Below are 23,371 nucleotides of genomic sequence, written 5' to 3' on the forward strand. Positions count from 1 at the left end.
CGCGTGTGTGTCAGCGAGATTCGCCGAGCAATAGACCCTGCTCCCGAGCGCACAACTCCACCACATAATCCCACAACACCCGCAACCGCACCGACTTGTGCAACTCCCGGCGCGAGCTGATCCAATAGCTGCGCTGAATGCCCTCCGCCGGCAGCAACGGCACCAACTCCCCATCCCCAGCCGCCATAAAACTCGGCAACACCGCAATGCCCAACCCCGAACGCGCCGCCTGATGCTGGGCGATCACGCTGGTGCTGTGGAACACCACCTTGGGGTTACGGCAGAAGCTGTTGAGGAACTTCAGTTCCTGGCTGAACAGCAGGTCATCGACATAATCGATCCAGGCATGGGCAGCAAGGTCTTCACGCTTCTCGATAGGCGGGTTACGCGCCAGATAGCCACGGCTGGCGTACAGCGCCAGACGATAATCGGTGAGTTTGCGCGTCACCAATTGATCGGCGCTGGGGCGCTCCAGGTGAATGCTGATCTCCGCTTCGCGGTTGAGAATACTGACAAAACGCGGCACCGCGACCAGCTCCACCTCCAATCCTGGATAGCGTTCAAACAACCCGCCCATGCGCGCGGCCAAAAACATTACCCCCAGCCCTTCGGCCACGCCGAGGCGGATCTTGCCCAGGGGCGCAGCAGAATGGGTGAGTTCATCTTCGGCCAGCAGCGCTACGTTCTCCATGGCCTCGGCATGCTTGAGCAAGGCTTCGCCGGCAGGCGTCAGTTCATAGCCCTGGGCGTGCTGCACGAACAGCGCCGTGCCGAGGCTTTTCTCGATGGCGTCGATATGCCGGGCCACGGTGGCATGCGTGGTTTTCAGGCGTTGGGCGGCGGTGAGCAGGCGGCCACTGCGCTGCAACTCGAGAAAAAACCGCAGGTCATTCCAGTCGAACATATCGCCTCCAGTGCCCGGGCCAGCCGGCGTTGTTTAAAAACGCACAGCGGGTGGGTAAAAACTAACATTTTTAAGACGAAAACTAACAACTAGGATGGGGCCAATAAGAAAAACAAGCGAGACCCCAGATGCCCAATGCAACTGCTGAATACGATTACATCGTCGTCGGCGCCGGCCCTGCCGGATGCCTGCTGGCCAATCGTCTGTCCGCCAATCCAGCTCACCGCGTCCTGTTGCTGGAAGCCGGTGGCCGCGACAACTACCCCTGGATCCATATCCCCGTCGGCTACCTGTTCTGCATCGGCAACCCACGCACCGACTGGTGCTTCAAGACCGAATCCCAAGCTGGCCTGCAAGGGCGTGCCTTGAGTTACCCACGGGGCAAAGTGCTGGGCGGCTGCTCGTCCATCAACGGCATGATCTATATGCGCGGCCAGGCTCAGGACTACGACGGCTGGGCGGCGGCGGGCAACGCGGGCTGGGCCTGGAAAGACGTATTGCCGCTGTTCAAACAGAGCGAAAACCATTTTGCCGGCGGCTCTGAATTCCACAACGAGGGCGGCGAGTGGCGCGTCGAGCAACAGCGCCTGTCGTGGCCGATCCTCGATGCGTTTCGTGAAGCGGCGGCTCAAAGCGGCATCGCCAATATCAATGACTTCAACCAGGGCGATAACGAGGGCTGCGGTTACTTCCAGGTCAACCAGAAAGCCGGTGTGCGCTGGAACGCGGCCAAGGCGTTTCTCAAGCCGATCCGCCAGCGGCCCAACCTCACCGTGCTGACGGAGGTAGAGGTTGAGCGTGTGCGACTGGAAAACGGTCGTGCCTCGCAGGTACTGGGGCGTCAACACGGCCAGTCGATGGGCTGGAAGGCGCGCAAGGAGATTGTGCTGTGCGCCGGCTCGGTGGGTTCGCCGGGGATTCTGCAACGCTCAGGGATCGGCCCTTCCCAGGTGCTCAAGCCGCTGGGCATCGACGTAGTGCATGAACTGCCAGGCGTTGGCGGCAACCTGCAAGATCACCTGCAACTGCGCCTGATCTACAAGCTGGAAAATGCCCGCACCCTGAACCAGATCGCCGGCACGCTGTGGGGCAAGATGGGCATGGGCCTGCGCTACCTGTACGACCGCAGCGGCCCGCTGTCGATGGCGCCCAGCCAGCTCGGCGCATTTGCCCGCTCCGGGCCGGAGCAGACCTCGGCCAATCTGCAATACCACGTGCAGCCACTGTCCCTGGAGCGCTTTGGCGAACCGTTGCACGGTTTCCCGGCATTTACCGCGTCGGTCTGCGACCTGCGCCCACAAAGTCGCGGCCGGGTGGATATTCGTTCGGCCAACCCGGCGGATGCGCCGCTGATACAGCCCAATTACCTCAGCCACCCAGAGGACTTGCGCGTCGCCGCCGACGCCATTCGCCTGACCCGGCGCATCGTCGCAGCGCCTGCACTGAGCCAGTTCAAACCGGTGGAATACCTGCCCGGCCAAGACCTGCAAACTGAAGAACAACTGCACGAGGCCGCCGCACGGATCGGCACCACGATTTTCCATCCGGTGGGCACCTGCCGCATGGGCAATGACAAAGACGCGGTGGTCGACAGCCAACTGCGCGTACACGGCATTCCCGGCCTGCGCATTGCCGATGCGTCGATCATGCCGCGCATCACCTCCGGCAATACCTGCTCACCCACGCTGATGATCGCGGAGAAAGCCGCGCAGCTAATCCTGTCCCCAAACACCGTAGGAGCGAGCTTGCTCGCGAAAAACCCACCAGCACCGCGCACCACAGGGCACCCCGCGTAATCATTAACGCTATTTGAAGTTGAAAAACACCGGCGCTGAGATCAGCGCCGACAGTGGAAAAACAATAAATAATCACTGTGAGGGACACCCGATGTCAGAACATGCTCAACCCCTGGGCTCGGCGGCCAGTGCAAGTACCGCCAACGAATCAAGAAAGGTCATCTTCGCCTCCTCCCTGGGGACGGTGTTCGAGTGGTATGACTTTTTCCTCTACGGCGCCCTGGCGGCGGTAATCAGCAAACAGTTCTTTGCCGGGGTCAACGACACCACGGCGTTTATCTTTGCCTTGATGGCCTTTGCCGCAGGCTTTGTGGTGCGGCCATTCGGTGCGCTGGTGTTCGGCCGCCTGGGCGATATGATCGGGCGCAAGTACACCTTCCTCGTGACCATCATCCTGATGGGCGTGGCAACCTTCTGCGTCGGGTTGCTGCCGACCTACGCCAGCATCGGCATTGCCGCGCCGATCATCCTCATTGTGCTGCGCATGCTGCAGGGCCTGGCACTGGGCGGCGAGTACGGTGGCGCCGCCACCTACGTGGCCGAGCATGCGCCACCGGGCAAGCGTGGGCTGCATACCAGTTGGATTCAATCCACCGCCACCCTCGGCCTGCTGCTGTCGCTGCTAGTGGTACTGGCCTGCCGTTACTTCACGGGCGATCAGTTCGAAGTGTGGGGCTGGCGCATTCCGTTCCTGTTTTCCATCGTGCTGCTGGGCATCTCGACCTGGATCCGCATGAGCCTGCACGAGTCGCCCGCCTTCTTGAAAATGAAAGAAGAAGGCAAGGCCTGCAAGGCGCCGATTCGCGAGTCGTTCGGCAAATGGGAAAACCTCAAGGTGGTGCTGATAGCCTTGTTCAGCATCAACGGCGGGCAGGCGGTGACCTTCTACGCGGCGCAGTTTTATGTGCTGTTCTTCCTCACCCAGTTCCTGCGCATGGACCCGGCCCTGGCCAATATGCTGTTGATCATCAGCGTGGTGATCGGCGCGCCGTTCTTTATCCTGTTTGGCTGGCTGTCGGACAAGGTCGGGCGCAAGCCGGTGCTGATGCTCGGCCTGCTGTTGGCGACCGCGCTGTACTTCCCGATCTTCAAGGGCCTGGCGCACTACACCAACCCGGCGATGGACCAGGCCAGCCAACAGGCGCCGATCACCGTACTGGCCGACCCGGCCACCTGCACCTTCCAGTTCGACCCAGTGGGCAAGGCCCGTTTTGACAGCCCGTGCGACAAGGTCAAGACCTTCCTGGTCAAACAGGGCCTGCCCTACAGCAGCGCCGCCGCCCCTGCGGGCAGCCCGGTGCAAGTGAGCGTGGGCGATGTGCGTATCGACGGTTTTGACGAAGCGGCCCTGCGTGGCGCCGTGGCCCTGGCCGGCTACCCGTCATCGGCGGATGTGGCCCAGGTCAACAAGCTGATGGTGGTGGTGCTGATCGTGGTGCTGATCTTCATCGCCGCCATGTGCTACGGGCCCTTGGCGGCGCTGATGGTGGAGCTGTTTCCGACGCGCATCCGCTACACCTCGATGTCCCTGCCCTACCACATCGGTAACGGCTGGTTTGGCGGGTTTCTGCCGACGGTGTCGTTCGCCCTGGTGGTGTACACCGGCGATATCTTCTATGGGTTGTGGTACCCGGTGGTGGTGACGGGCGTGAGCCTGATCGTCGGGCTGTTCTGCCTTAAAGAAACCCGGCATGTGGATATCGAAAACAACTGATACCTCCCCCCTGTAGGAGCGAGCTTGCTCGCGAAGGTCGTTAACGATGACGCGGGGAACCTAGTGCCCCGCGTTGCTCTCAGGTTCTTCGCGAGCAAGCTCGCTCCTACAGCGGTGTATGCTGCCCTCACAAATTGCTGTACATCCATACAGATAATGGTTGCTCAAATCCCTTCAAATAAGCATCCTGCAAGGCATCAACCTGATCTGATGTGATGACCATGCGGCTGTACCTCTGTGAAAAACCCTCCCAGGCCAAGGATATCGCGGCCGTGCTCGGCGCCAGCCGCCGCGGCGATGGGTGCTGGCTGGGTAATGGAGTCACGGTCACCTGGTGCATCGGCCACCTGCTGGAAACCGCTCCGCCCGACGCTTACGACGCCAAGTACAAACGCTGGGTGCTGGCCGACCTGCCGATTGTCCCGGAAAAATGGAAGATGCTGGTCAAGCCAAAGACCGCCAGCCAATACAAGGCCGTCAAGCGCTTGCTGGGGGAAGCGAAGGAACTGGTGATCGCCACCGACGCCGACCGCGAAGGCGAGATGATCGCCCGTGAACTGGTGGAGCACTGTCGCTATCGCGGGCCGATCCAGCGGCTATGGCTGTCGGCGCTCGACGACGCCTCCATTCGCAAGGCCCTGGCGGCGCTCAAACCCGGTGCAGAAACCTTCAGCCTGTATCACTCGGCCCTGGGGCGCTCGCGCGCCGACTGGCTGATTGGCATGAACATGAGCCGCCTGTTTACCCTGCTGGGGCGCCAATCCGGTTACCAAGGTGTATTGCCGGTAGGCCGGGTGCAAACCCCGACCCTGCGCCTGGTGGTGGACCGTGATCGCAGCATCGCCGATTTCGTGCCGGTGGCCTATTGGGCCATCGATGTCGACCTGCGCCACGAGCACATGACCTTCACCGCCCAATGGCGCGCCCCTGAGGATGCCTGTGACGACCAGGGCCGTTGCCTCAACCCGCAACGGGCGCGGGACGCCGCCGACGCCATGCTCAACGCCGCCACGGCGCGGCTGGTGAAGCTGCGTACCGAGCGCATGCGCGAGGTGGCGCCCCTGCCCTTCGACCTCGGCACCTTGCAGGAGATCTGTTCCAAAAAGCTCGGCCTGGGCGCCCAGGAAACCCTGGATATCGCCCAATCCCTGTACGAAACCCACAAGGCCATCACCTACCCGCGCAGCGATTGCGGCTACCTGCCCCTGAGCCAACACAGCGAAGCGCCGAAGATTCTGGCGGCGCTGGGCCGTGCGGATACGGCGGTCAACGAACTGATGCCACACATCGACCCTCAGCGCCGTTCGCGGGCCTGGAACGACGCCAAGGTCAGCGCCCACCACGGTATCATCCCCACCGGAGCCGGCAAGGAGGTCAGCCAACTGACCGGCAAGCACCGTGCGGTCTATACGCTGATTCGTGCACGCTACCTGGCGCAGTTCCTGCCCAACCATGAATACGACCGCACCCAGGCCGATTTCGACTGTGCCGGCCAGGCGTTGCGCGCGGTGGGCAAAGTGGTCATCGAACCGGGCTGGAAACGCGCCTTGCCCGAGGCGCTGGCGCCCGCCAAAGGTCGCGAAGCCCCTGCGCCCCAAGCGTTGCCGACGCTGGTGCAGGGCCACGACTACGCCGTGGCCAAGGTCAACCTCAAGGACCTATGGACCCAGCCACCCAAGCCCTTTACCGAAGGCGACCTGATCAAGGCAATGAAAAACGTCGCCAAGCTGGTGGAAGACCCTTTGCTCAAGCAAAAACTCAAGGACACCACTGGCATCGGCACCGAGGCCACCCGCGCTGGGATCATCCAGGGCCTGCTGGACCGCGGCTACCTGGTGAAAAACGGCAAGGCCCTGTCGGCAACCCCGGCCGCGTTCAGCCTGATTGACGCGGTGCCCCGCGCCATCGCCGACCCCGGCACCACTGCCATCTGGGAACAGGCACTGGACATGGTGCAAAGCGGCGAAATGAGCCTGGAAGAATTCGTTGCCAAGCAAGCGGCCTGGATGAGCAAACAGGTGGCGCGCTGCAACGGCATGCGCATGACCATCACCGGCCCCGCCAGCCCCGCAGGCCGGGGTGCAACGCCGTGGAAAAAGAAACGCAAGGCCGCCCCACGTAAGGCTGCTGCCAGCCCCAAGCGCGGGAAAAAGCCGGCAAATGCCGGTTAAATACCGAAAAAAACCGGCACATGACGTTTTTCGACAGGTTTAACGCCGCATTGGCCCTTGCTCCGGCGGGTTCGGTCTAGGATTCTGTAGGGGATCTGGACTACCAACAACAACACCGGAGTGGCCGCCATGAAGACCGTTGCACAACTGCTCAAAGCCAAGGACCAGAAAAACCAGGACGTCCACACCATCAAATGGGACCACACCGTGTTTGAAGCGCTGGTGCGGATGTCCGAGAAAAACGTCGGTGCCTTGCCTGTGGTCAAGGATGGCGTGGTGGTCGGCATCATCAGTGAACGGGATTACGCGCGCAAAATCATGCTCAAGGGCCTATCGTCGGTCACTACCAAGGTCCATGAGGTGATGAGCTCGCCGGTGATCACGGTGGATACTCACAAGAGTGTCGAGGAATGCATGAACATCATGACCGACAGTCACCTGCGCCACCTGCCTGTGGTCGAAGGCGGCAAACTGCTGGGCCTGCTGTCCATCGGTGACCTGGTCAAGGAAGCCATTGCCGAACAAGCGGCCTTGATCCAACAGCTGGAACAGTACATCCGCGGCGAATAGGGGGAACCCATGCTCGACACGCTGGACCATCAGGAAGACCACCTCGACACCCTGCACCGGGCCATGACCGGCCGGCGTTTTCTGGTACTGACCGGCGCAGGGATCAGTACATCTTCGGGCATCCCGGATTACCGGGACGGTGAAGGTGTACGCCGGGGCAAGCCACCGATGATGTACCAGGAATTCCTCGCCACCCCCGAGGCGCGGCGCCGCTACTGGGCGCGGGCGATGCTGGGTTGGCCACGGGTGCGCATTGCCCAGCCGAACAAGGCCCACCTTGCGCTCGCGACGCTGCAACACCGTGGCCATATCAGCGGGCTGATTACGCAGAACGTCGACACCCTGCATGACCAGGCCGGTAGCCAGGACGTGATCGAGTTGCATGGCAGCTTGCATCGCGTGCTGTGCCTGGATTGCCAACTGCGTAGCGAGCGCGATGTGATCCAGCGGCAGATGGAAGTCGATAACCCGCACATGGCACAGGTTCATGCGGTGCAAGCGCCGGATGGTGACACCTTGCTCGATCCGGCGTTTGAACAGCGCTTCCAAGTGCCCCGCTGCCCGCACTGCAATGGCGAACGGCTGAAACCGGATGTGGTGTTCTTTGGCGAAAACGTCGCACCGGCGACGGCGCTCAAGGCAATGACGGCGGTAGAGCATGCCGAAGGACTGTTGGTGGTGGGTTCGTCGCTGATGGCCTATTCGGCGTTTCGCCTATGCAAAGCGATGGTTGAACAGGGTAAGCCGGTGATTGCCATCAACCTGGGCAAGACTCGGGGGGATGAGCTGTTGCAGGTGAAAATCCAGGCCTCCTGCGAGCGACTACTGCCATTACTTGCTGACCAACTCTCCCTGTAGGAGCGAGCTTGCTCGCGAAAATCGTCAACGATAACCGGGGCAACCTGACACTCCACGGCGAGCCCAAGTTTTTCGCGAGCAAGCTCGCTCCTACAAGGGTTGAGGCGCTCGACCATCACTTCCAAAAAATGACGCCCAAGTCACGTTTTCTCGCATTCCCCCGTCCCCACGGCAATTTATGTAGTGCACAAAAATAATCACTACATAACCGTTGACGTAACCTTTTTGTCCTTGCATGATCTAGACGTCTCTCGGATCGAGAGCGTTGGTAACAAGCGTTTTGAACAGGCTCGTCTGACCGCCGAGCTGTTTTTCTGGATGTGCACTGCCCACAAGGCAGATTGATGAAGCTGACCGGCCCCGAAAGGGACAGGTACAAGACGCTCAAACGCGGCTTGTCTTCGCAATCAGAGCATTGCGTAGCAGACCATCAGCAAGACTACATGCATCAGCTTCAAGACCCTGCCCGTATTCGGCAGCCCGTCGCTGACGCCCGGTTTTAGTAACCGGAGACAACTTAACTGGTATTAACGAACCAACTGATAGATCGCCAACTGGTCAAGGGGCTTACACATGAATCTGAACAACCAACCAACTATCGATGAATTGGCTGAGATGTTCGCAGCGCAGAAAGACACACTCGACGACCATATCCTGTGGATTGGCAAATCGGGCGAAGTGCAAATTGACTGCCTGGCGCCCCATACCGAAGAAGCCGAGTTTGACCGTAACAACCGTGAGCTGGCGGCGCGCCTGAAGATGTACCGCCGTGGCCAGGGTTATGTCGGCAAGAAAGCCGCGGCTGACCGCAACTTTATCGAACAGGTGTTCGACACACTTAACAATGCCTGGGCGTCTTTCAAAGACAGCTCGCAAGTTAAAGTGATCGACCGTTACTACTAAGTAGTACTCAATTAATGTGGGCGCTGGCTTGCCAGCGCCCACCTTTGTATTTACCGGTTTAGAAAGTTGGAAACCTGCCCTTCCCCGCTTCATCTCGAAAGATATCGAACAACACCTGCGCCGCCGCCGACAGTTCATGCCCCGGCTTGGTCAACACCCCAATTGGCCGTTCGATCACCGGGCCGGTCAAGGTAATGCAACGGGCTCCCGCCTCCTCCATCTGCCTGGCGCATAACGCAGGCACCGCGCTAACCCCCAAACCGCTGGCAACCATCTTGCCCACCGTCGCCAGTTGATGGCTTTCCAAGGCAACAGGCAATTTCATCTGCAAGGCACCCAGGTGTTCCTCCAGCATCACTCGCACGGTGGAAGGCCGCTGCAGGGTGATGAACGGCTGTTCCAACAAGGCTTTCCAGTCGATTTCAACGCGCTGTGCCAAGGCTGAATCTCCCGGCACCACAGCCACAAAACGGTCTAGGTACAACGGCGTGAACGCCAATGACGAGCCTTCAGACGGCTCGAACGCCACCCCCAGCTCCACCTGACGGTCACGCACCATTTCCAGCACTTGCTCGTTGATCAGGTCATGCACCGTCACGTTCACCTGAGGGTAACGGGCGCGGAATATCTTCAGGATCGGCGGCAACAGGTTCCCCGCGAACGACGGCATGGCCGCCACCGTGACGCGGCCACGTTGCAGGGTGAAACGCTGACGCAGTTCGTCTTCGGCGTTGTCCCAATCGGCAATCAACCGGCGGGCCAGGGGCAACAGGGATTCACCTTCAGGGGTCAGCGCGACGTTACGGGTATTGCGGCTGAACAGCCGCCCACCCAAACCTTCTTCCAGGCCCTTGATGGTCAAGCTCAACGCCGACTGGGAGAGGTGCAAACGCTCGCAGGCCGCAGCAAAACTCAGGCTTTGTGCGACAGCGAGAAAGGCCCGCATCTGTTTGACGGTCATGGACGGCTCCGGACGAGGACTGGACTATGCTGTTTTCTAAATCAATCAACCTTAAAAAACAACTTAACAAATCAATCCACTGGCGCAACACTCAACTCACTGGCTGGACCACAAACAATAAAAGAGGTGCATATGGCAGGTTTCGATAAACGCGTGGCGTCCTATGAAGAAGCACTGGCAGGCCTGGAAGACGGCATGACCGTACTCTCCGGTGGTTTTGGCCTGTGTGGCATTCCGGAAAACCTCATTGGCGAAATCAAGCGCAAAGGCACCCGTGACCTGACGGTGGTCTCCAACAACTGCGGCGTCGATGGCTTTGGCCTGGGTGTGCTGCTGGAACAGAAGCAGATCAGCAAAGTGATCGCTTCCTACGTGGGTGAAAACGCCCTGTTCGAGAAGCAACTGCTCAGCGGCGAGATTGAGGTGGTGCTCACGCCCCAAGGCACCCTGGCAGAGAAAATGCGCGCAGGCGGCGCCGGCATTCCGGCCTTCTTCACTGCCACCGGCGTCGGCACCCCCGTGGCCGAAGGCAAGGAAACCCGCGAATTCAAGGGTCGCCCGTATCTGATGGAAGAGTCCATCACCGGCGACTTTGCCATCGTCAAAGGCTGGAAAGCCGACCACTTCGGCAACGTCATCTACCGTCACACCGCCCAGAACTTCAACCCGCTGGCCGCCACCGCCGGCAAGATCACCGTGGTCGAAGTCGAGGAAATCGTCGAACCGGGCGAGCTGGACCCGGCGCAGATCCACACCCCTGGCATCTACGTCGACCGGATCATCTGCGGCACCTTCGAAAAGCGCATTGAACAGCGCACCGTCCGCAAATAATCCCCGTCCAGAACAATAAGAGGAAACAATCATGGCGCTTACCCGCGAACAAATGGCTCAACGCGTTGCCCGCGAAATGCAGGACGGTTACTACGTGAACCTCGGTATCGGCATTCCGACCCTGGTGGCCAACTACATCCCCGACGGCATGGAAGTGATGCTGCAATCGGAAAACGGCCTGCTTGGCATGGGCCCGTTCCCGACCGAAGACACCATCGATGCCGACATGATCAACGCCGGCAAGCAGACCGTCACCGCACGCATCGGCGCCTCGATCTTCTCTTCCGCCGAGTCCTTCGCGATGATTCGCGGTGGGCATGTCGACCTCACCGTACTGGGCGCATTCGAAGTGGACGTACAGGGCAACATCGCCTCCTGGATGATCCCCGGCAAGCTGGTCAAGGGCATGGGCGGTGCCATGGACCTGGTGGCTGGCGCAGAAAACATCATTGTGATCATGACTCACGCGTCCAAGGACGGTGAGTCCAAGTTGCTCAGCCAGTGCAGCCTGCCGCTGACCGGTGCCAACTGCATCAAGCGTGTGCTCACGGACCTGGCGTACCTGGAAATCGAAAATGGCGCTTTTGTCCTCAAGGAACGCGCACCTGGCGTCAGCGTTGAAGAGATTGTGAGCAAGACCGCCGGTAAACTGATCGTCCCGGACCACGTTCCAGAAATGCACTTCCAGTGAGGACAGATTCCATGCAAGACGTCGTGATTGTTGCTGCCACCCGCACCGCCGTGGGCAGCTTCCAAGGTTCGCTGGCGAATATTCCGGCTCCTGAACTGGGCGCCGCCGTGATCCGTCGCCTGCTGGAGCAGACCGGCCTGGACCCGGCGCAAGTGGATGAAGTGATCCTCGGCCAGGTGCTCACCGCAGGCAGCGGCCAGAACCCGGCACGCCAGGCTTCGATCCTCGCCGGCCTGCCCCACGCCGTGCCGAGCCTGACCCTGAACAAGGTCTGCGGTTCGGGCCTCAAGGCTCTGCACCTGGGCGCCCAAGCCATTCGTTGCGGCGACGCCGAGGTGATCATTGCCGGTGGCATGGAGAACATGAGCCTGGCCCCGTACGTATTGCCTGCTGCGCGCACCGGTTTGCGCATGGGCCATGCGAAGATGATCGACAGCATGATCACCGACGGCCTGTGGGATGCGTTCAACGATTACCACATGGGCATCACCGCCGAGAACCTGGTGGACAAATACGGCATCAGCCGCGAAGCCCAGGACGCCTTTGCCGCCGCCTCCCAGCAGAAAGCCGCCGCCGCTATCGAAGCCGGGCGCTTTGCCGATGAGATCACACCGATCCTGATCCCCCAGCGCAAAGGCGACCCGGTGGCCTTCGCGGTGGACGAACAACCCCGCGCCGGCACTACCGCCGAATCCCTGGCCAAGCTCAAGCCTGCGTTCAAGAAAGACGGCAGCGTCACCGCCGGCAACGCCTCCAGCCTGAACGACGGCGCCGCGGCCGTGCTGCTGATGAGCGCCGACAAAGCCAAGGCTCTCGGCCTGCCCGTACTGGCGCGTATCGCCAGCTACGCCAACGCGGGCGTCGACCCGGCCATCATGGGCATCGGCCCGGTCTCGGCCACCCGCCGCTGCCTGGACAAGGCCGGCTGGAGCCTGGGCGACCTGGACCTGATCGAAGCCAACGAAGCCTTCGCCGCGCAATCCCTGGCAGTGGGCAAAGAGCTGGAATGGGACGCGCAAAAGGTCAACGTCAACGGCGGCGCCATCGCCATCGGCCACCCTATTGGTGCTTCAGGCTGCCGCGTGCTGGTGACCCTGCTGCATGAAATGATCAAGCGCGACGCCAAGAAAGGCTTGGCAACGCTGTGCATCGGCGGCGGCCAAGGCGTAGCCCTGGCGCTCGAGCGCAACTGACCTGTAGGAGCGAGCTTGCTCGCGAAAAACGTCAACGATAACGCAGCGCTCCTGATAGAACCTGTTGCCTGTGAGTGCTTCGCGAGCAAGCTCGCTCCTACAGGTGAAACATAACGAGCAACACAGAAAAGGCCCGGCTCCACGAAAAGCCAGGCCTTTTCTTTTATCGATACCCCTGAATCAACTCGGTCAAAATGTGGGAGCTGGCTTGCCTGCGATAGCGGTGTGTCAGTTAGCAACGATCTGACTGATAGACCGCTATCGCAGGCAAGCCAGCTCCCACATTTGATCTCACTACCTGTCAGCTTGCGGCACCGCGAACACCCCGCTCGCCCGCAGCACCACCCGCTCCTCCACCTGCAAACTCAACGTGGCAAACGCCATCTGCCGTCCGCGCTTATGGCTTTCCAAACGCACCACCATCCACTCCCCTACCTGCACAGCGCCCAGGTAATCCACGGTCATGCTGGCGGTAATCAACGGCAATGGCGGCTCACTGGAAAACGCCATCGCGTACCCCATGCCGATATCGGCCAGCGTCGCCAGCACCCCGCCGTGCACCGTACCGCGCCCGTTGGCGTGACGATGATCGGCGCGCAGGCCGACTTCCAATTGCAAACCTTCGCCACGGCAATACGCCGGGCCGAGCAGTTCCAGCAACGGGCTGCTGCGCGGCAATGGGACAAAGCCTTGGGGGACGGTCTGAGCGCTCATGGCGGTTGCTTCCCTGGTATGAGGCTTGAGATGTACTCCAGCCTCGACCCGGCAGCCACCACCATCAGCCGGGCAAATCCCGGGCAATGCTTTGCGTTAATGGGCCAGACCCGCTTTAATCTCGGCCAATTTCTCCTACACATTTCAAGGAAACGCCATGCGCCACCTGGACGGCAACTCCCACCCGCTTCGCGCGCCGCTGTTGCTCTTGCTCGCCGGCCTGGCCTTGGCCGGTTGTTCCCCCAAGGACCACTCTCGCGCCACCGTCATCAATGGCGAACAGGGCAAGGCCGGGGCACAACTGGCTTATGAACATGAATTGACCCTGGCCCTGCCCGGTGCCCTGCTTTCGCCGCGCATGCAGGCCACTCGCGAGGCGTGTGAAACGGCGCGCTTTGGCGCCTGCAATATCCTGGGCATTACTGAAGACAGCCAGGGTGGCCAGATCATCCTGCGGGTCGCGCCCACCGGTGTGGAGCCGATGGTCGCCCTGGCGGCCGAAGGCGGTAAGCTCGGCCAGCGCATCACCACTGCCGAGGACATGGCCGATGCCGTGGCGGATGTGCGCCGTCGCCAGGACCGTCTGCAAGCCCAGCAGCAACGCCTCGACGAACTGGCCAAGCGCAAGGACATCACCGTCAGCGACCTGATCGTCCTGAGCAAAGAGCAAGCCGGTATTGAAAACGAGCTGCAGGAATTGGCCCAGGTTGCCGCCGGCCAGCAACGCCGCCTCGACACCAACCGCGTGACCTTGAACTTCCGCTCCTCCGACGGCGCCAACCAGGTGTCAAGGTTCACCCGGATGTTCAGCAACCTGGGAGACAACCTGGTGAACGGCACCGCAGACGCCCTGGAACGTGCCAGCTATGTGCTGCCCTTCGTGATCCTGGCGTTCCCGGTGGTGTGGTTGTGGGTCGGCTTGTGGCGCCGTTTCGTCAAACGCCGCGGTTGATCAGCGCTTCATGCAGCGCTGATAGCGCTCATCCACACGCTTGGCAAACCAGGCCGTGGTCAGGTTACGGGTGATCTTCGGGCTCTTGAGCACAATACCCGGCAGGATCGCCCGTGGCAGCGGCTTGCCGGCCGCCTGGTCGGCCAAGGCGAAGACACGCTTGTACAACGTGGTGTCCTCGAAATCCAACTGCTCGCCCTGCTCCAGTTGGCTGCGTATGCTCGGGTTGCGCATGTCCAGTTTCGCCCCCAGTGAACGCACCGCCAGCTCGGTAGTGCCGGGCAGCAAGGAGCCATAGCGGATCAAATCCCCATCCAGCGCCAGCTCTTTGCCCGAAACACGGCTGACCGCGGCCTGGAACGCGGCATTGCGGCTGGCGTACCAACCGGCATTGAAGTCGGCAAAGCGGTACAGCGGCTGGTCGTAGCTCACCGGGTAACCGAGCAGGTGGGCGATGCCGAAGTACATGCCGCCGCGACGGGTGAATACTTCGCGGCGAATCGTACCGTCCACCGTGTAGGGATAACCCCGCGCCTGTTTCTGCGCAAAGTCGATACTGACCTGCATGGGGCCTGCGGTGTGTACCGGGTTGAACCCGCCAAACAGCGTATTGCCCAGGGGCACCATGCTGATGAAGTCATCGAAGATGCCGCTCAAATCCCTCTCCGTACGGGCGGCATTCAAACGGTCGGCGTAGGTTTTGCCGGTGGGCGAGCGCAACTGCAAGGCGCTGCGCACCACGAAGGCGGGCACATGCACCTTGCCGGCGCGGCGCAGAATTTCATCCTGGGCGATCTTGCCCATACCGGGCACCGGCGGGTCGACCTGATAGGTGGACTCTTGCTCGGTCACCGCCAGTACCGCACAGATGTTTTCGGTGCTGGGGTAGATTTTCTGGGTGTCGAACGCGGTATAGATGTCCTGGGCCCAACCGTTACGGTCCGCGACCTTGGCCGGCAGCAGGCGCACGATCTGCGCCTTCACCTCGGCTTCACTGCGCTCGGGCTGCTGGGGGCCACGGGAAGTGGAGCAACCGGCCAGTACCAGCAAAGGAATGAGGCAGAGCAGCAGACGCGTTGAATACATGGGGCTTCCTTGGTTAACGACAGGCCGGGCAGTGCTGATATCGACAGGTAAGTCTAACCGGGGTTCGTCGGCATGCCGAACCCCGTGCCTGGCAGTAACTGAAACATCCCACACCACTGCCGGATAAGCTCTACTCCTCGCCCTCGCAAACCGCTGCAAAGTCCCTCGCCTGATCAAACAGTGCGAGGGAGTGCAGATGGTTTTTTTCGTGACGCGTGCGGTTGACGGGGCCGCCACTTGAACCCGGCCATTGGCAGGTTGGCGCTGACGCCAATGAACGCGGAAACGGTCGACGTCGAGGGCGTCTTCCGTGACTTTCGCGAGTGCTTGAACACCTTTGACGAGTGGGCCGAACGCTTCTGGAGCTTCTCGGCACTGGACGTCGAACAGGTATTCAAGGTCGGCGATGACGTCGCACTGGTTGCACCGATCAATCGTTCCCTGTTCCCCAGCAGCACCGTCGCCACGTGCCAGGCTACAGGTACCTTGACCCTGGTGCATATGTTCCAGAGCACCAAGTTCGTGCCCATCGGCAACACGCCGGTGGTGGTGCAACGCGTTGATCCACACGGCGGCCCGCTGGGCGAGCCCCTCCATAAGACCATCGGCCCCAGTGGCATCCTCGAAATCACCGAGTGTGATCGCAACCAGCAATACCGGGTGAGTTTTTACCCCAACGTTTCCCAGGATCACGTCCAGGCGCTGTATGCGTCCTACCAGTCGGTGATCGCCGTGCTGGAAGCCCGGCTGCGCAAAGAGTGGACCGACACCTTCCAGGCCCAGTGGAAAAACTACACAGACGCCCGCCCGCTTGAGCGACGCCGCCTGCTGGAAGCGGCCTTTGCCAGTGGGTTGGGCAAGGCACTTTATAGCCTGTGGGACAACATTGGCGAGCTGTCTGCGCTGCCGGCGGACCTTAAGCCCAATAGCGAAAAGCTACTGAAATACCTTTCACAAACTGAGCTCGACGAACTGCTGACACTGGGCAGTGACGCGATCGCCCAGGGCTTGTTGGTGCTCAGTGATGAGCCGCTGCTGTTTATCTATCTATCGGCGCTGGTCAGTTGGATGCGCATGCTCCCGCCGCCGGAGATGGCTGAACTGTGGGGTGAAATCACCGGTGAGGTGCTGATCAATCTGCTGCTGATTCGCGTGTTGGGTGCGATGGGCGTGGTGGTGCGATTGGGGGCTCGTGTGCTCAGTCACGTTAAATCCGGGCGGGTGCGGGCGTTGTTGGAGGTGTTGGCCAAACATGTCTCTGGGCCTCGGTTGGAGACGCATGTTGAGACCGCCAAGCCGTTGTTGCTGAGCAGTGCGGCGACGCGGGTCAAGGCGGTCCCGGTGGTGCCGTTGAAGGCTGGCGACACGCTGGTTTCGAACCCGGTGCCGATGGTGCGCGGCAAGGCCCAGCGCACCACGTTGGTCCGCCAAGAGCCTGTCGATGATGTGCCGGCTGTGGCTTCAAACCCCAAAGGAGATGCGGCGGCGCCTGCGGATAAAACCGTCACTCACGGTTGCCCGGTGTCGATGGTCACCGGCGAGGAACTGCTGACCCTCACCGACGGCGCTCTGGACGGGATCTTGCCGTTTGAGTGGACGCGCTTGTACCGCACCAGTGCGGTGGATGTCGATTGTGGGTTGGGGTTTGGTTGGAGCCATGCGCTGGCCCATCGGCTGGTGGTGTCGGGCGATTCGGTGGTGTGGACTGACCATGAGAACCGCTCGACTGCCCTGCCCTTGCCGACTGCCGCTCGACCTGCGATCACCAATAGCCTGGCCGAAGCGGCGATCTATTTGGGTTCGGCTCCTGATGAACTGGTGCTGGCCCAGGCCTCGCGTTTCTATCACTTCCGCGATGGTGTGCTGACAACCATCAGCGATGCGTATGACAACCGGCTGCGCCTTTGCCGTGATCACTCAGGGCGGATTGAGCGGCTGGATAACGGTGCTGGCCGTTCGCTGCTGTTGCGTTATGAGTTGGATCGCATCGTCGCGGTGGACTACCAGGTGCATCGCGCCAAAGGGCGAGAGCCCTACGTGTGGGAGACCGAACAGAACGTTGTTTCCTACGCCTATGACGAACACGGACGACTGGTCTGCGCGACCAATGCTGTCGGGGAAAGCGAACGTTATCGGTATGACGATCAGCACGTCATTCTTGAACGCCAACTGGCCGGTGGGGCGAGTTTCTTTTGGGAATGGGAACACGCTGGCAAGGCGGCGCGTTGCGTGCGGCATTGGGCAAGTTTTTCGCAGATGGACACGCGTTATGCCTGGGGTGATGACGGGCGTGTCACGGTGCATAACGCCGATGGTAGCCAGGAAGTCTATGTCCATGACGACCGTGCTCGGCTGGTGCAGCGCATCGATCCGGACGGCGCTCAGCATTACAAATCCTACGATGCCAAGGGCCGGCTGACCGTCGAGCAAGATCCGATGGGCGCGGTGACGGCCTATCAGTATGACGATACCGGACGTTTGGTGGCGCTGTTTCCGGGGGATGATGAGCCAACGTCCTACGAGCATGACAATGGGTTCGTACGGGTTGTACGGCGTGGTGAAGCAGTCTGGAAATATGAGCGTAATGACCAGGGCGATGTCATTCGCAAGACTGACCCCGATGGCCATTCGACTGACTACAGCTACAACAAACATGGGCAACTGACGGGGATTTGGTACCCGGACAGCAGTTGTCATCGGCTGGTGTGGAACGAGCGTGGGCAGTTGCTTGAAGAGCAATTGCCCAATGGTGGGATCAGGCGTTATCGCTATGACGACTTGGGGCGGCAAGTTGCCTGTGAGGATGAACACGGCGCACAGACCGTTTATGAATGGGACAGCGTCGGTAGGCTGATTCGCCTTGTGTTGCCAGGCGGCGCCACACGAAAATTCAGCTACAACCCCTACGGCAAAATCATCGCCGAACGCGACGAACTCGGCCACGTCACCCGCTACGAATACGCAGATGGCCTGCACCTGATCAGCCGCCGCCTCAACGCCGACGGCACCCAGGTCAAGTACCGCTACGACAACGTGCGGCTGCTGCTCACCGAGATCGAAAACGAAGCCGGCGAAACCTACCAACTCGACTACCACCCCAACGGCCTGATCCGCCAGGAAACCGGCTTCGACGGCCAGCGCACCGCGTATGCCTACGACCTCAACGGCAACCTGCTGGAGAAAACCGAATACGGCGACGATGGCAGCCAATTAATCACCCGCTACCAGCGCGACCACGCCGGGCGCCTCGTACGAAAAACCCTGCCCGACAGCAACGTTGTCGACTATGCCTACGACCGCCAAGGTAACCTCCTCAGCGTCGAAGACGGCCACTGGGCGCTGGCCTACGAGTACGACCGCCAAAACCGCCTCACCGCCGAACACCAAGGCTGGGGCACCCTGCGTTACGGCTACGACGCCTGCGGTCAACTGAAAAACCTGTGCCTGCCAGACAACAACCGCGTCACTTTCAACCACGACAAAGGCGGCCACCTCGCCACCGTCGAACTCAATGGTGACGTGCTCACCTCACATCTATTCAACAGCGGCCGCGAACACCAGCGCCAGCAAGGCCAACTGCTCAGCCACTACCACTACGACGACCAACACCGCCTGCACGCCCACGCGGTCACCCAGCAACAAAACCACCTCTACCAACGCCAATACGACTACGACAAAGCCGGCAACCTCGCCCGCCTGCTCGACACCCGCAAAGGCGAACACCGCTACCACTACGACCCCCTCGCCCGCCTGACCCGCGCCGACCACTCCCAAGACGTACAGGAACGCTTCGGCCACAACCCGGCCGGCAACCTGCTGATGCAAGACCGCCCCGGCCCGGACATCGTCGCGGCCAACCGCCTGATAATCCAAGGCGACCGCCACTACGACTACGACGCCTTCGGCAACTTGATTCGTGAGCGGCGCGGCAAAGGCCAGCAACTCATCACCGAATACCGCTACGACTGCCAGCATCGGTTAATCAGCATCACAAAGCCGAACGGCCAAACCGCCAGCTATCGCTATGACCCATTTGGGCGGCGCATAAGCAAAACCGTCGAAGGCAAGACCACGGAGTTTTTCTGGCAAGGCGACAAGCTGATTGCCGAGCACCATGCAGAGCGTCATCGCAGTTACCTCTACGAACCCGACAGCTTCCGCCCATTGGCACTATTGGAAGGTTTCGGCCCAAAAGAAACCAAGCCCTACCACTACCAACTCGACCACCTCGGCACCCCGCAGGAACTCACCAGCCCCGAGGGAGAAATCGCCTGGTCCGCCCACTACCGCGCCTACGGCCAGATCGCCCGGCTCGACGTGGGCAAAATCGACAATCCGCTGCGCTTTCAAGGGCAGTATTTCGATGCGGAAAGCGGCCTGCACTACAACCTCCATCGCTACTACAATCCGGATATTGGTCGCTACCTGACACCGGATCCGGTGAAGCTGGCGGGTGGGATCAATGGGTACAGGTATGTGCCCAATCCGACAGGTTGGGTAGACCCGCTGGGCCTGAATTCATGCCCAGGCAGTGACGGGTGTAAACCCAGTACTAGCGCCCAAAACCCTGCGGCAAGTGTCAATCATGGAGAACCGGCCCTACCGCAACTGACCCGTGCGCAGCGGCAGGCGAGAATTGATGAGCTAGCAGAATCAAATGCCCATCGGCGATTATCAGAGCTTGAAGCGTCAATTCCAGGGGCACACTTTTTAGAAAAACACGGAGCTCAGACATCACTAGAGTCTCAGCTAGAGCGAGTGATGACAGCCAGGAATCCGACCACCGGGGAAATAGAAACGTTCGGAAGAGGCAGGAGATCCGGACAGCCAAGACCTCCGAGCGCCGCCACACACTTCCTGAGTCATAGAGACCAGTTAAATGCAATTGACCGGGCAATTTTAATTTTCAAACTCAATGGCCGAGCAGCGGTTCCTGCACCAATGGATATGGGAAAGGTGATAGGCGAAGGGTATAAAAGGGAGAGATTAGAATATGGAAAACAGAGAAAAGCCTTTGTGCATTTGAATGAAGACGGAAAACCCATTACTGCTTATACGGACTTTTAAACATGAAAAGACAACCACAGCTATCAATACTTAAAGGATTGTTATTTACCTACTGCATCGAAAACACCCGAAATCTCGAAAGAGAAGAAATCATAGCGTCAAAAAACATTAACAATCCAAGAGAGCTTACAGAGCTTTTCGATGCTTTAACCAAGCCAGAGTTTTACACGTATACGCCAGAGGAGCAGAGTTGGTTCATAGAAACCATTAAACATTATCTTTTAACCGACGAAAATTTCGACTCTGTCTTCTACCTTTTCGACACTTACTTTGAAGATGAAATCATCGACAACAGAGCCTTTATGAAAACATTGCTTGAATGTCTAATTCGTTATCACGCTGAAGCGACAACAGATAAGTAATCCGACAAAACCAAGCGAACACAACGCTCAAATCAACAAAGCCCAAATGTGGGAGCTGGCTTGCCTGCGAAAGCGGTACTGCAGTAACACATGCAGCAACTGACACACCGCCTTCGCGAGCAAGCCCGCTCCCACAGGGGATCTGCGTTTACCTGGCTGGCATTCCTCCCACATTCAAACCCGCCTCGTTCGATCTGATCAGCGCTTGGAAAGCTCCATAATCATCCGACTCAACAAATAAACCCGTGGCGCCACACTTTCCACCTCGGCATATTCCTCCGACGTGTGAATATTGCCCCCCACTATCCCAAACCCATCCAACGTCGGCGTGCCTACCCCGGCGGACAAGCTCGCATCTGCCGCGCCGCCGCTGCCTTCGATGGTCAACTTGCGTCCCAGTTCGCCATAAATTCCCTGGGCAATCGCTACCAACTTATCCGACTCGGCGGTCTGCGGCATCGGTGGCAGGCCACGCTGCAGGCTGGTTTTCACTTCGGTTTCCGGGATCAATTTGTTGGCTGAGACCCGCGCCAGGTCTTTCTCGATCCGGTCGAACTCTTCCGGCAGGGCCGCACGCACGTCGGCCTTGGCGGTAGCCTGGTCAGGGATGACGTTGGTGCGGTCACCAGCCTTGAGCACGGTGAAGTTGATGGTGGTTTTCTTGTCTTCATCGCCCAGCTTGCCCAGTTGCAGGATCTGGTGCGCGGCTTCCATGGCGGCGTTGCGTCCCAGTTCCGGGGCGACGCCGGCATGGGCGGCCTTGCCTTTGACTTCGACCACGGCGGTGGCGCTGCCTTTGCGCCATACCACCAGGCCGTCGGCGGGACGACCGGGCTCCAGGTTCAGGGTCACGTCGTGGCCCTTGGCGGTTTTACGGATCAGTTCGGAGGCAGCGTCGGACCCAGTTTCTTCGCTGGCGTCGAGCAGGAAGGTGATCTGCGCGTAGTCCTTGAAACCCTGGCTTTTGAGGACTTTGAGCGCATAGATGCCCGCGACGATGCCGCCCTTGTCATCCATCACGCCGGGGCCGTAGGCGCGGCCGTCCTTGATGTGGAAGGGGCGCTCGGCAGCCGAGCCTTCCTTGAATACGGTATCCATATGCGCCATCAGCAGGATCTTGGCCTTGCCGGTGCCTTTGAGGGTGGCAACCACATGGCTGTTGTTGGCGGCTTTATCCGGCACCAGTTCGATGTCGAAGCCCAACTGTTTCAACTCATCCACGGCGATATCGCGCACTTGGGTCAGGCCCGGCTCGTAGCCTGAGCCGGAATCGATATTCACCAGGCGCTCCAGCAGTTTCAAGGCTTCGGCCTTGTATTGTTCGGCCTGTTGCTGGATCTGTTTATGAGGCTCGGCGCTGTAGGCCGGCAGGCTGAAAGACAGGGCCAGGGTAGCGGCCAACAGGGTTTGCGGGAAGGAGAAGAGCATGGACCGATCCTTGTTTTTTGTTGGAGGGTGCCCCGCCACCCTACCCCACTAAACTGACCGCAACCAACTGCCCTGAACCGAACTGACCCGGTTGCGCCCGCTGCTCTTGGCCTCGTACAGCGCCTGGTCGGCATCGTTTAGCCAACTGATGGAGTCGGCATGGCTCGGCTGGTAAGGCGCCAGGCCGATGCTCAGGCTCACCCGCAGTGTCGGGTCCTGGGCGTAGGCCAAAGCGTTGAAGCGACCGCGCAGGGCCTCCATTACCTCGGTGGCACGGTTGAGGGGCATGCCTGGCAGGATCACGCAGAACTCATCGCCGCCATAACGCCCGGCCAGGTCGGTGGTGCGCAGGTTCTGGCGCAGCACCTTGCTCAGTTGGCGCAGGACGATATCGCCGGTCACATGGCCGTAGGTGTCGTTGATGGTCTTGAAGTGGTCGATGTCGATCAATGCGATGGCGGCACCGGCCGGGCCTTGGCGGCAACGTTGAAACTCAAGGTCCAGGTGGTCTTTCCAGGCGCCGTGGTTGAGCAGGCCCGACAGGCTGTCGGTGCGGCTCAAGGCCAGCAGCTCACGCTTGTGGCGAGCCAAGGTGACGGCCTGGCGGTAGCAGATCCAGCCCAGGGCCAGGGGATACAGCATCAGGATCGGCAGGCAGGCATACAGCTGGGCCTGGGTGGTCACAGCGATAAACCCAGGCGTGAACAGCAGCAGCGCGGTGCCCAGCCCCAATGCCTGCGCCGCCCAACCCGCGAACAAAAAGCGCGGCCCGCCGATGGCGACGTTGTTCATGCTCATCATCGACAGGGTGGTGACGCTGGGCAGCGGGTTGAAATGCATCGCGCCAACCCAGAACCCACCGCAAAAGGAATCGAACAACAGGCTGCGGCGTTCGCTGCGCAAGGTATTGGCCGAACGCAACGAGCATTGAAAAGCCAGGTGCGGCCACGCGAAGGCGTTGATCAGCATCCAGGCCCACACCCACAGGGGCGGGTTCAACGGATACATGCCGAACGCCACGCACACAAAGCCGAGCGTCAGCCCCAGCAGGCGGGATTTGTACAAGCGCAAAGCGAGCGGAAGTCCTTTTCCTCCGACGGCTGGCATGGTGGGGGCAGTCCTGGGTGATTGCCTGGAGTCTAACAGGGCAACGTCAAATCGCCACTACCG

The 23,371-nt window shown here is 60.4% G+C and carries 18 protein-coding genes; 12 read left to right on the plus strand and 6 right to left on the minus strand.

Features of this window, described 5'->3' with window-relative positions; all coding sequences use genetic code 11:
- Positions 1-10: 10 nt before the first annotated feature.
- Entirely contained in the window at positions 11-904 is an 894-nt protein-coding gene (locus HU731_RS27345) for a LysR family transcriptional regulator (RefSeq protein WP_186606197.1), read from the minus strand.
- 128 nt (positions 905-1,032) lie between these two features.
- Here HU731_RS27345 and HU731_RS27350 point away from each other — a divergent pair, with 128 nt between their 5' ends.
- The 6 genes from HU731_RS27350 (at position 1,033) to HU731_RS27375 (ending at position 8,916) form a co-directional block, all read left to right on the plus strand.
- On the plus strand, positions 1,033-2,700 hold the full coding sequence (locus tag HU731_RS27350) for a GMC family oxidoreductase (protein ID WP_186606196.1): 1,668 nt from the start codon (positions 1,033-1,035) through the stop codon (positions 2,698-2,700).
- Between the two features lie 91 nt (positions 2,701-2,791).
- Entirely contained in the window at positions 2,792-4,414 is a 1,623-nt protein-coding gene (locus HU731_RS27355) for an MFS transporter (RefSeq protein WP_032892452.1), read from the plus strand.
- Between the two features lie 221 nt (positions 4,415-4,635).
- Positions 4,636-6,585 (plus strand): DNA topoisomerase III, encoded by a 1,950-nt coding sequence (locus HU731_RS27360; RefSeq protein ID WP_186606348.1) that lies wholly within the window; start codon positions 4,636-4,638, stop codon positions 6,583-6,585.
- 129 nt (positions 6,586-6,714) lie between these two features.
- Complete coding sequence (locus tag HU731_RS27365; RefSeq protein ID WP_032892454.1) at positions 6,715-7,155, plus strand: CBS domain-containing protein; 441 nt, start codon at positions 6,715-6,717, stop codon at positions 7,153-7,155.
- 9 nt (positions 7,156-7,164) lie between these two features.
- Positions 7,165-8,013, plus strand: coding sequence for an NAD-dependent protein deacetylase (locus tag HU731_RS27370; protein ID WP_186606195.1), 849 nt, complete (start codon positions 7,165-7,167; stop codon positions 8,011-8,013).
- A gap of 573 nt (positions 8,014-8,586) precedes the next feature.
- Positions 8,587-8,916: a hypothetical protein gene (locus HU731_RS27375; protein ID WP_003190335.1), complete on the plus strand. Its 330-nt coding sequence runs from the start codon at positions 8,587-8,589 to the stop codon at positions 8,914-8,916.
- Between the two features lie 58 nt (positions 8,917-8,974).
- Here the strand turns inward: HU731_RS27375 and HU731_RS27380 are convergent, their stop codons facing one another.
- The gene (locus HU731_RS27380) at positions 8,975-9,877 is read right to left on the minus strand and encodes a LysR family transcriptional regulator (RefSeq protein ID WP_186606194.1); all 903 of its coding nucleotides are present in this window, start codon (positions 9,875-9,877) and stop codon (positions 8,975-8,977) included.
- Between the two features lie 132 nt (positions 9,878-10,009).
- Here HU731_RS27380 and HU731_RS27385 point away from each other — a divergent pair, with 132 nt between their 5' ends.
- The 3 genes from HU731_RS27385 to HU731_RS27395 are packed head-to-tail and all read left to right on the plus strand — an operon-like array spanning position 10,010 to position 12,592.
- Complete coding sequence (locus HU731_RS27385) at positions 10,010-10,708, plus strand: CoA transferase subunit A (protein WP_038449701.1); 699 nt, start codon at positions 10,010-10,012, stop codon at positions 10,706-10,708.
- Between the two features lie 31 nt (positions 10,709-10,739).
- Positions 10,740-11,399: a CoA transferase subunit B gene (locus HU731_RS27390; protein WP_003190327.1), complete on the plus strand. Its 660-nt coding sequence runs from the start codon at positions 10,740-10,742 to the stop codon at positions 11,397-11,399.
- An 11-nt stretch (positions 11,400-11,410) separates the two neighbouring features.
- The gene (locus tag HU731_RS27395; protein ID WP_186606193.1) at positions 11,411-12,592 is read left to right on the plus strand and encodes an acetyl-CoA C-acetyltransferase; all 1,182 of its coding nucleotides are present in this window, start codon (positions 11,411-11,413) and stop codon (positions 12,590-12,592) included.
- A 294-nt stretch (positions 12,593-12,886) separates the two neighbouring features.
- Here the strand turns inward: HU731_RS27395 and HU731_RS27400 are convergent, their stop codons facing one another.
- On the minus strand, positions 12,887-13,306 hold the full coding sequence (locus HU731_RS27400; RefSeq protein WP_186606192.1) for a PaaI family thioesterase: 420 nt from the start codon (positions 13,304-13,306) through the stop codon (positions 12,887-12,889).
- 157 nt (positions 13,307-13,463) lie between these two features.
- Between HU731_RS27400 and HU731_RS27405 the strand changes: the two genes are divergently transcribed.
- Positions 13,464-14,258 (plus strand): DUF4349 domain-containing protein, encoded by a 795-nt coding sequence (locus tag HU731_RS27405; RefSeq protein WP_186606191.1) that lies wholly within the window; start codon positions 13,464-13,466, stop codon positions 14,256-14,258.
- On the opposite strand, the gene HU731_RS27410 is transcribed toward HU731_RS27405, so the two are convergent.
- Positions 14,259-15,344 carry a DUF1615 domain-containing protein gene (locus tag HU731_RS27410; protein WP_186606190.1) on the minus strand — a complete coding sequence of 362 codons (1,086 nt, stop codon included), beginning with the start codon at positions 15,342-15,344 and terminating at the stop codon, positions 14,259-14,261.
- Positions 15,345-15,617: 273 nt separating this feature from the next.
- Here HU731_RS27410 and HU731_RS27415 point away from each other — a divergent pair, with 273 nt between their 5' ends.
- Both HU731_RS27415 and HU731_RS27420 read left to right on the plus strand, forming a co-directional pair.
- Entirely contained in the window at positions 15,618-20,411 is a 4,794-nt protein-coding gene (locus HU731_RS27415; RefSeq protein ID WP_217894825.1) for an RHS repeat-associated core domain-containing protein, read from the plus strand.
- Between the two features lie 2 nt (positions 20,412-20,413).
- A complete protein-coding gene (locus tag HU731_RS27420; RefSeq protein WP_186608267.1) occupies positions 20,414-20,773 on the plus strand; it encodes a hypothetical protein in 360 nt (119 codons plus the stop codon).
- Positions 20,774-20,971: 198 nt separating this feature from the next.
- On the opposite strand, the gene HU731_RS27425 is transcribed toward HU731_RS27420, so the two are convergent.
- Positions 20,972-22,201, minus strand: coding sequence for a M20/M25/M40 family metallo-hydrolase (locus HU731_RS27425; RefSeq protein ID WP_186608266.1), 1,230 nt, complete (start codon positions 22,199-22,201; stop codon positions 20,972-20,974).
- Positions 22,202-22,249: 48 nt separating this feature from the next.
- Positions 22,250-23,308 carry a diguanylate cyclase gene (locus HU731_RS27430; protein WP_186608265.1) on the minus strand — a complete coding sequence of 353 codons (1,059 nt, stop codon included), beginning with the start codon at positions 23,306-23,308 and terminating at the stop codon, positions 22,250-22,252.
- Positions 23,309-23,371 lie beyond the last annotated feature (63 nt).

It is taken from the genome of Pseudomonas salmasensis (assembly GCF_014268375.2).
Classification (GTDB): domain Bacteria; phylum Pseudomonadota; class Gammaproteobacteria; order Pseudomonadales; family Pseudomonadaceae; genus Aquipseudomonas; species Aquipseudomonas salmasensis.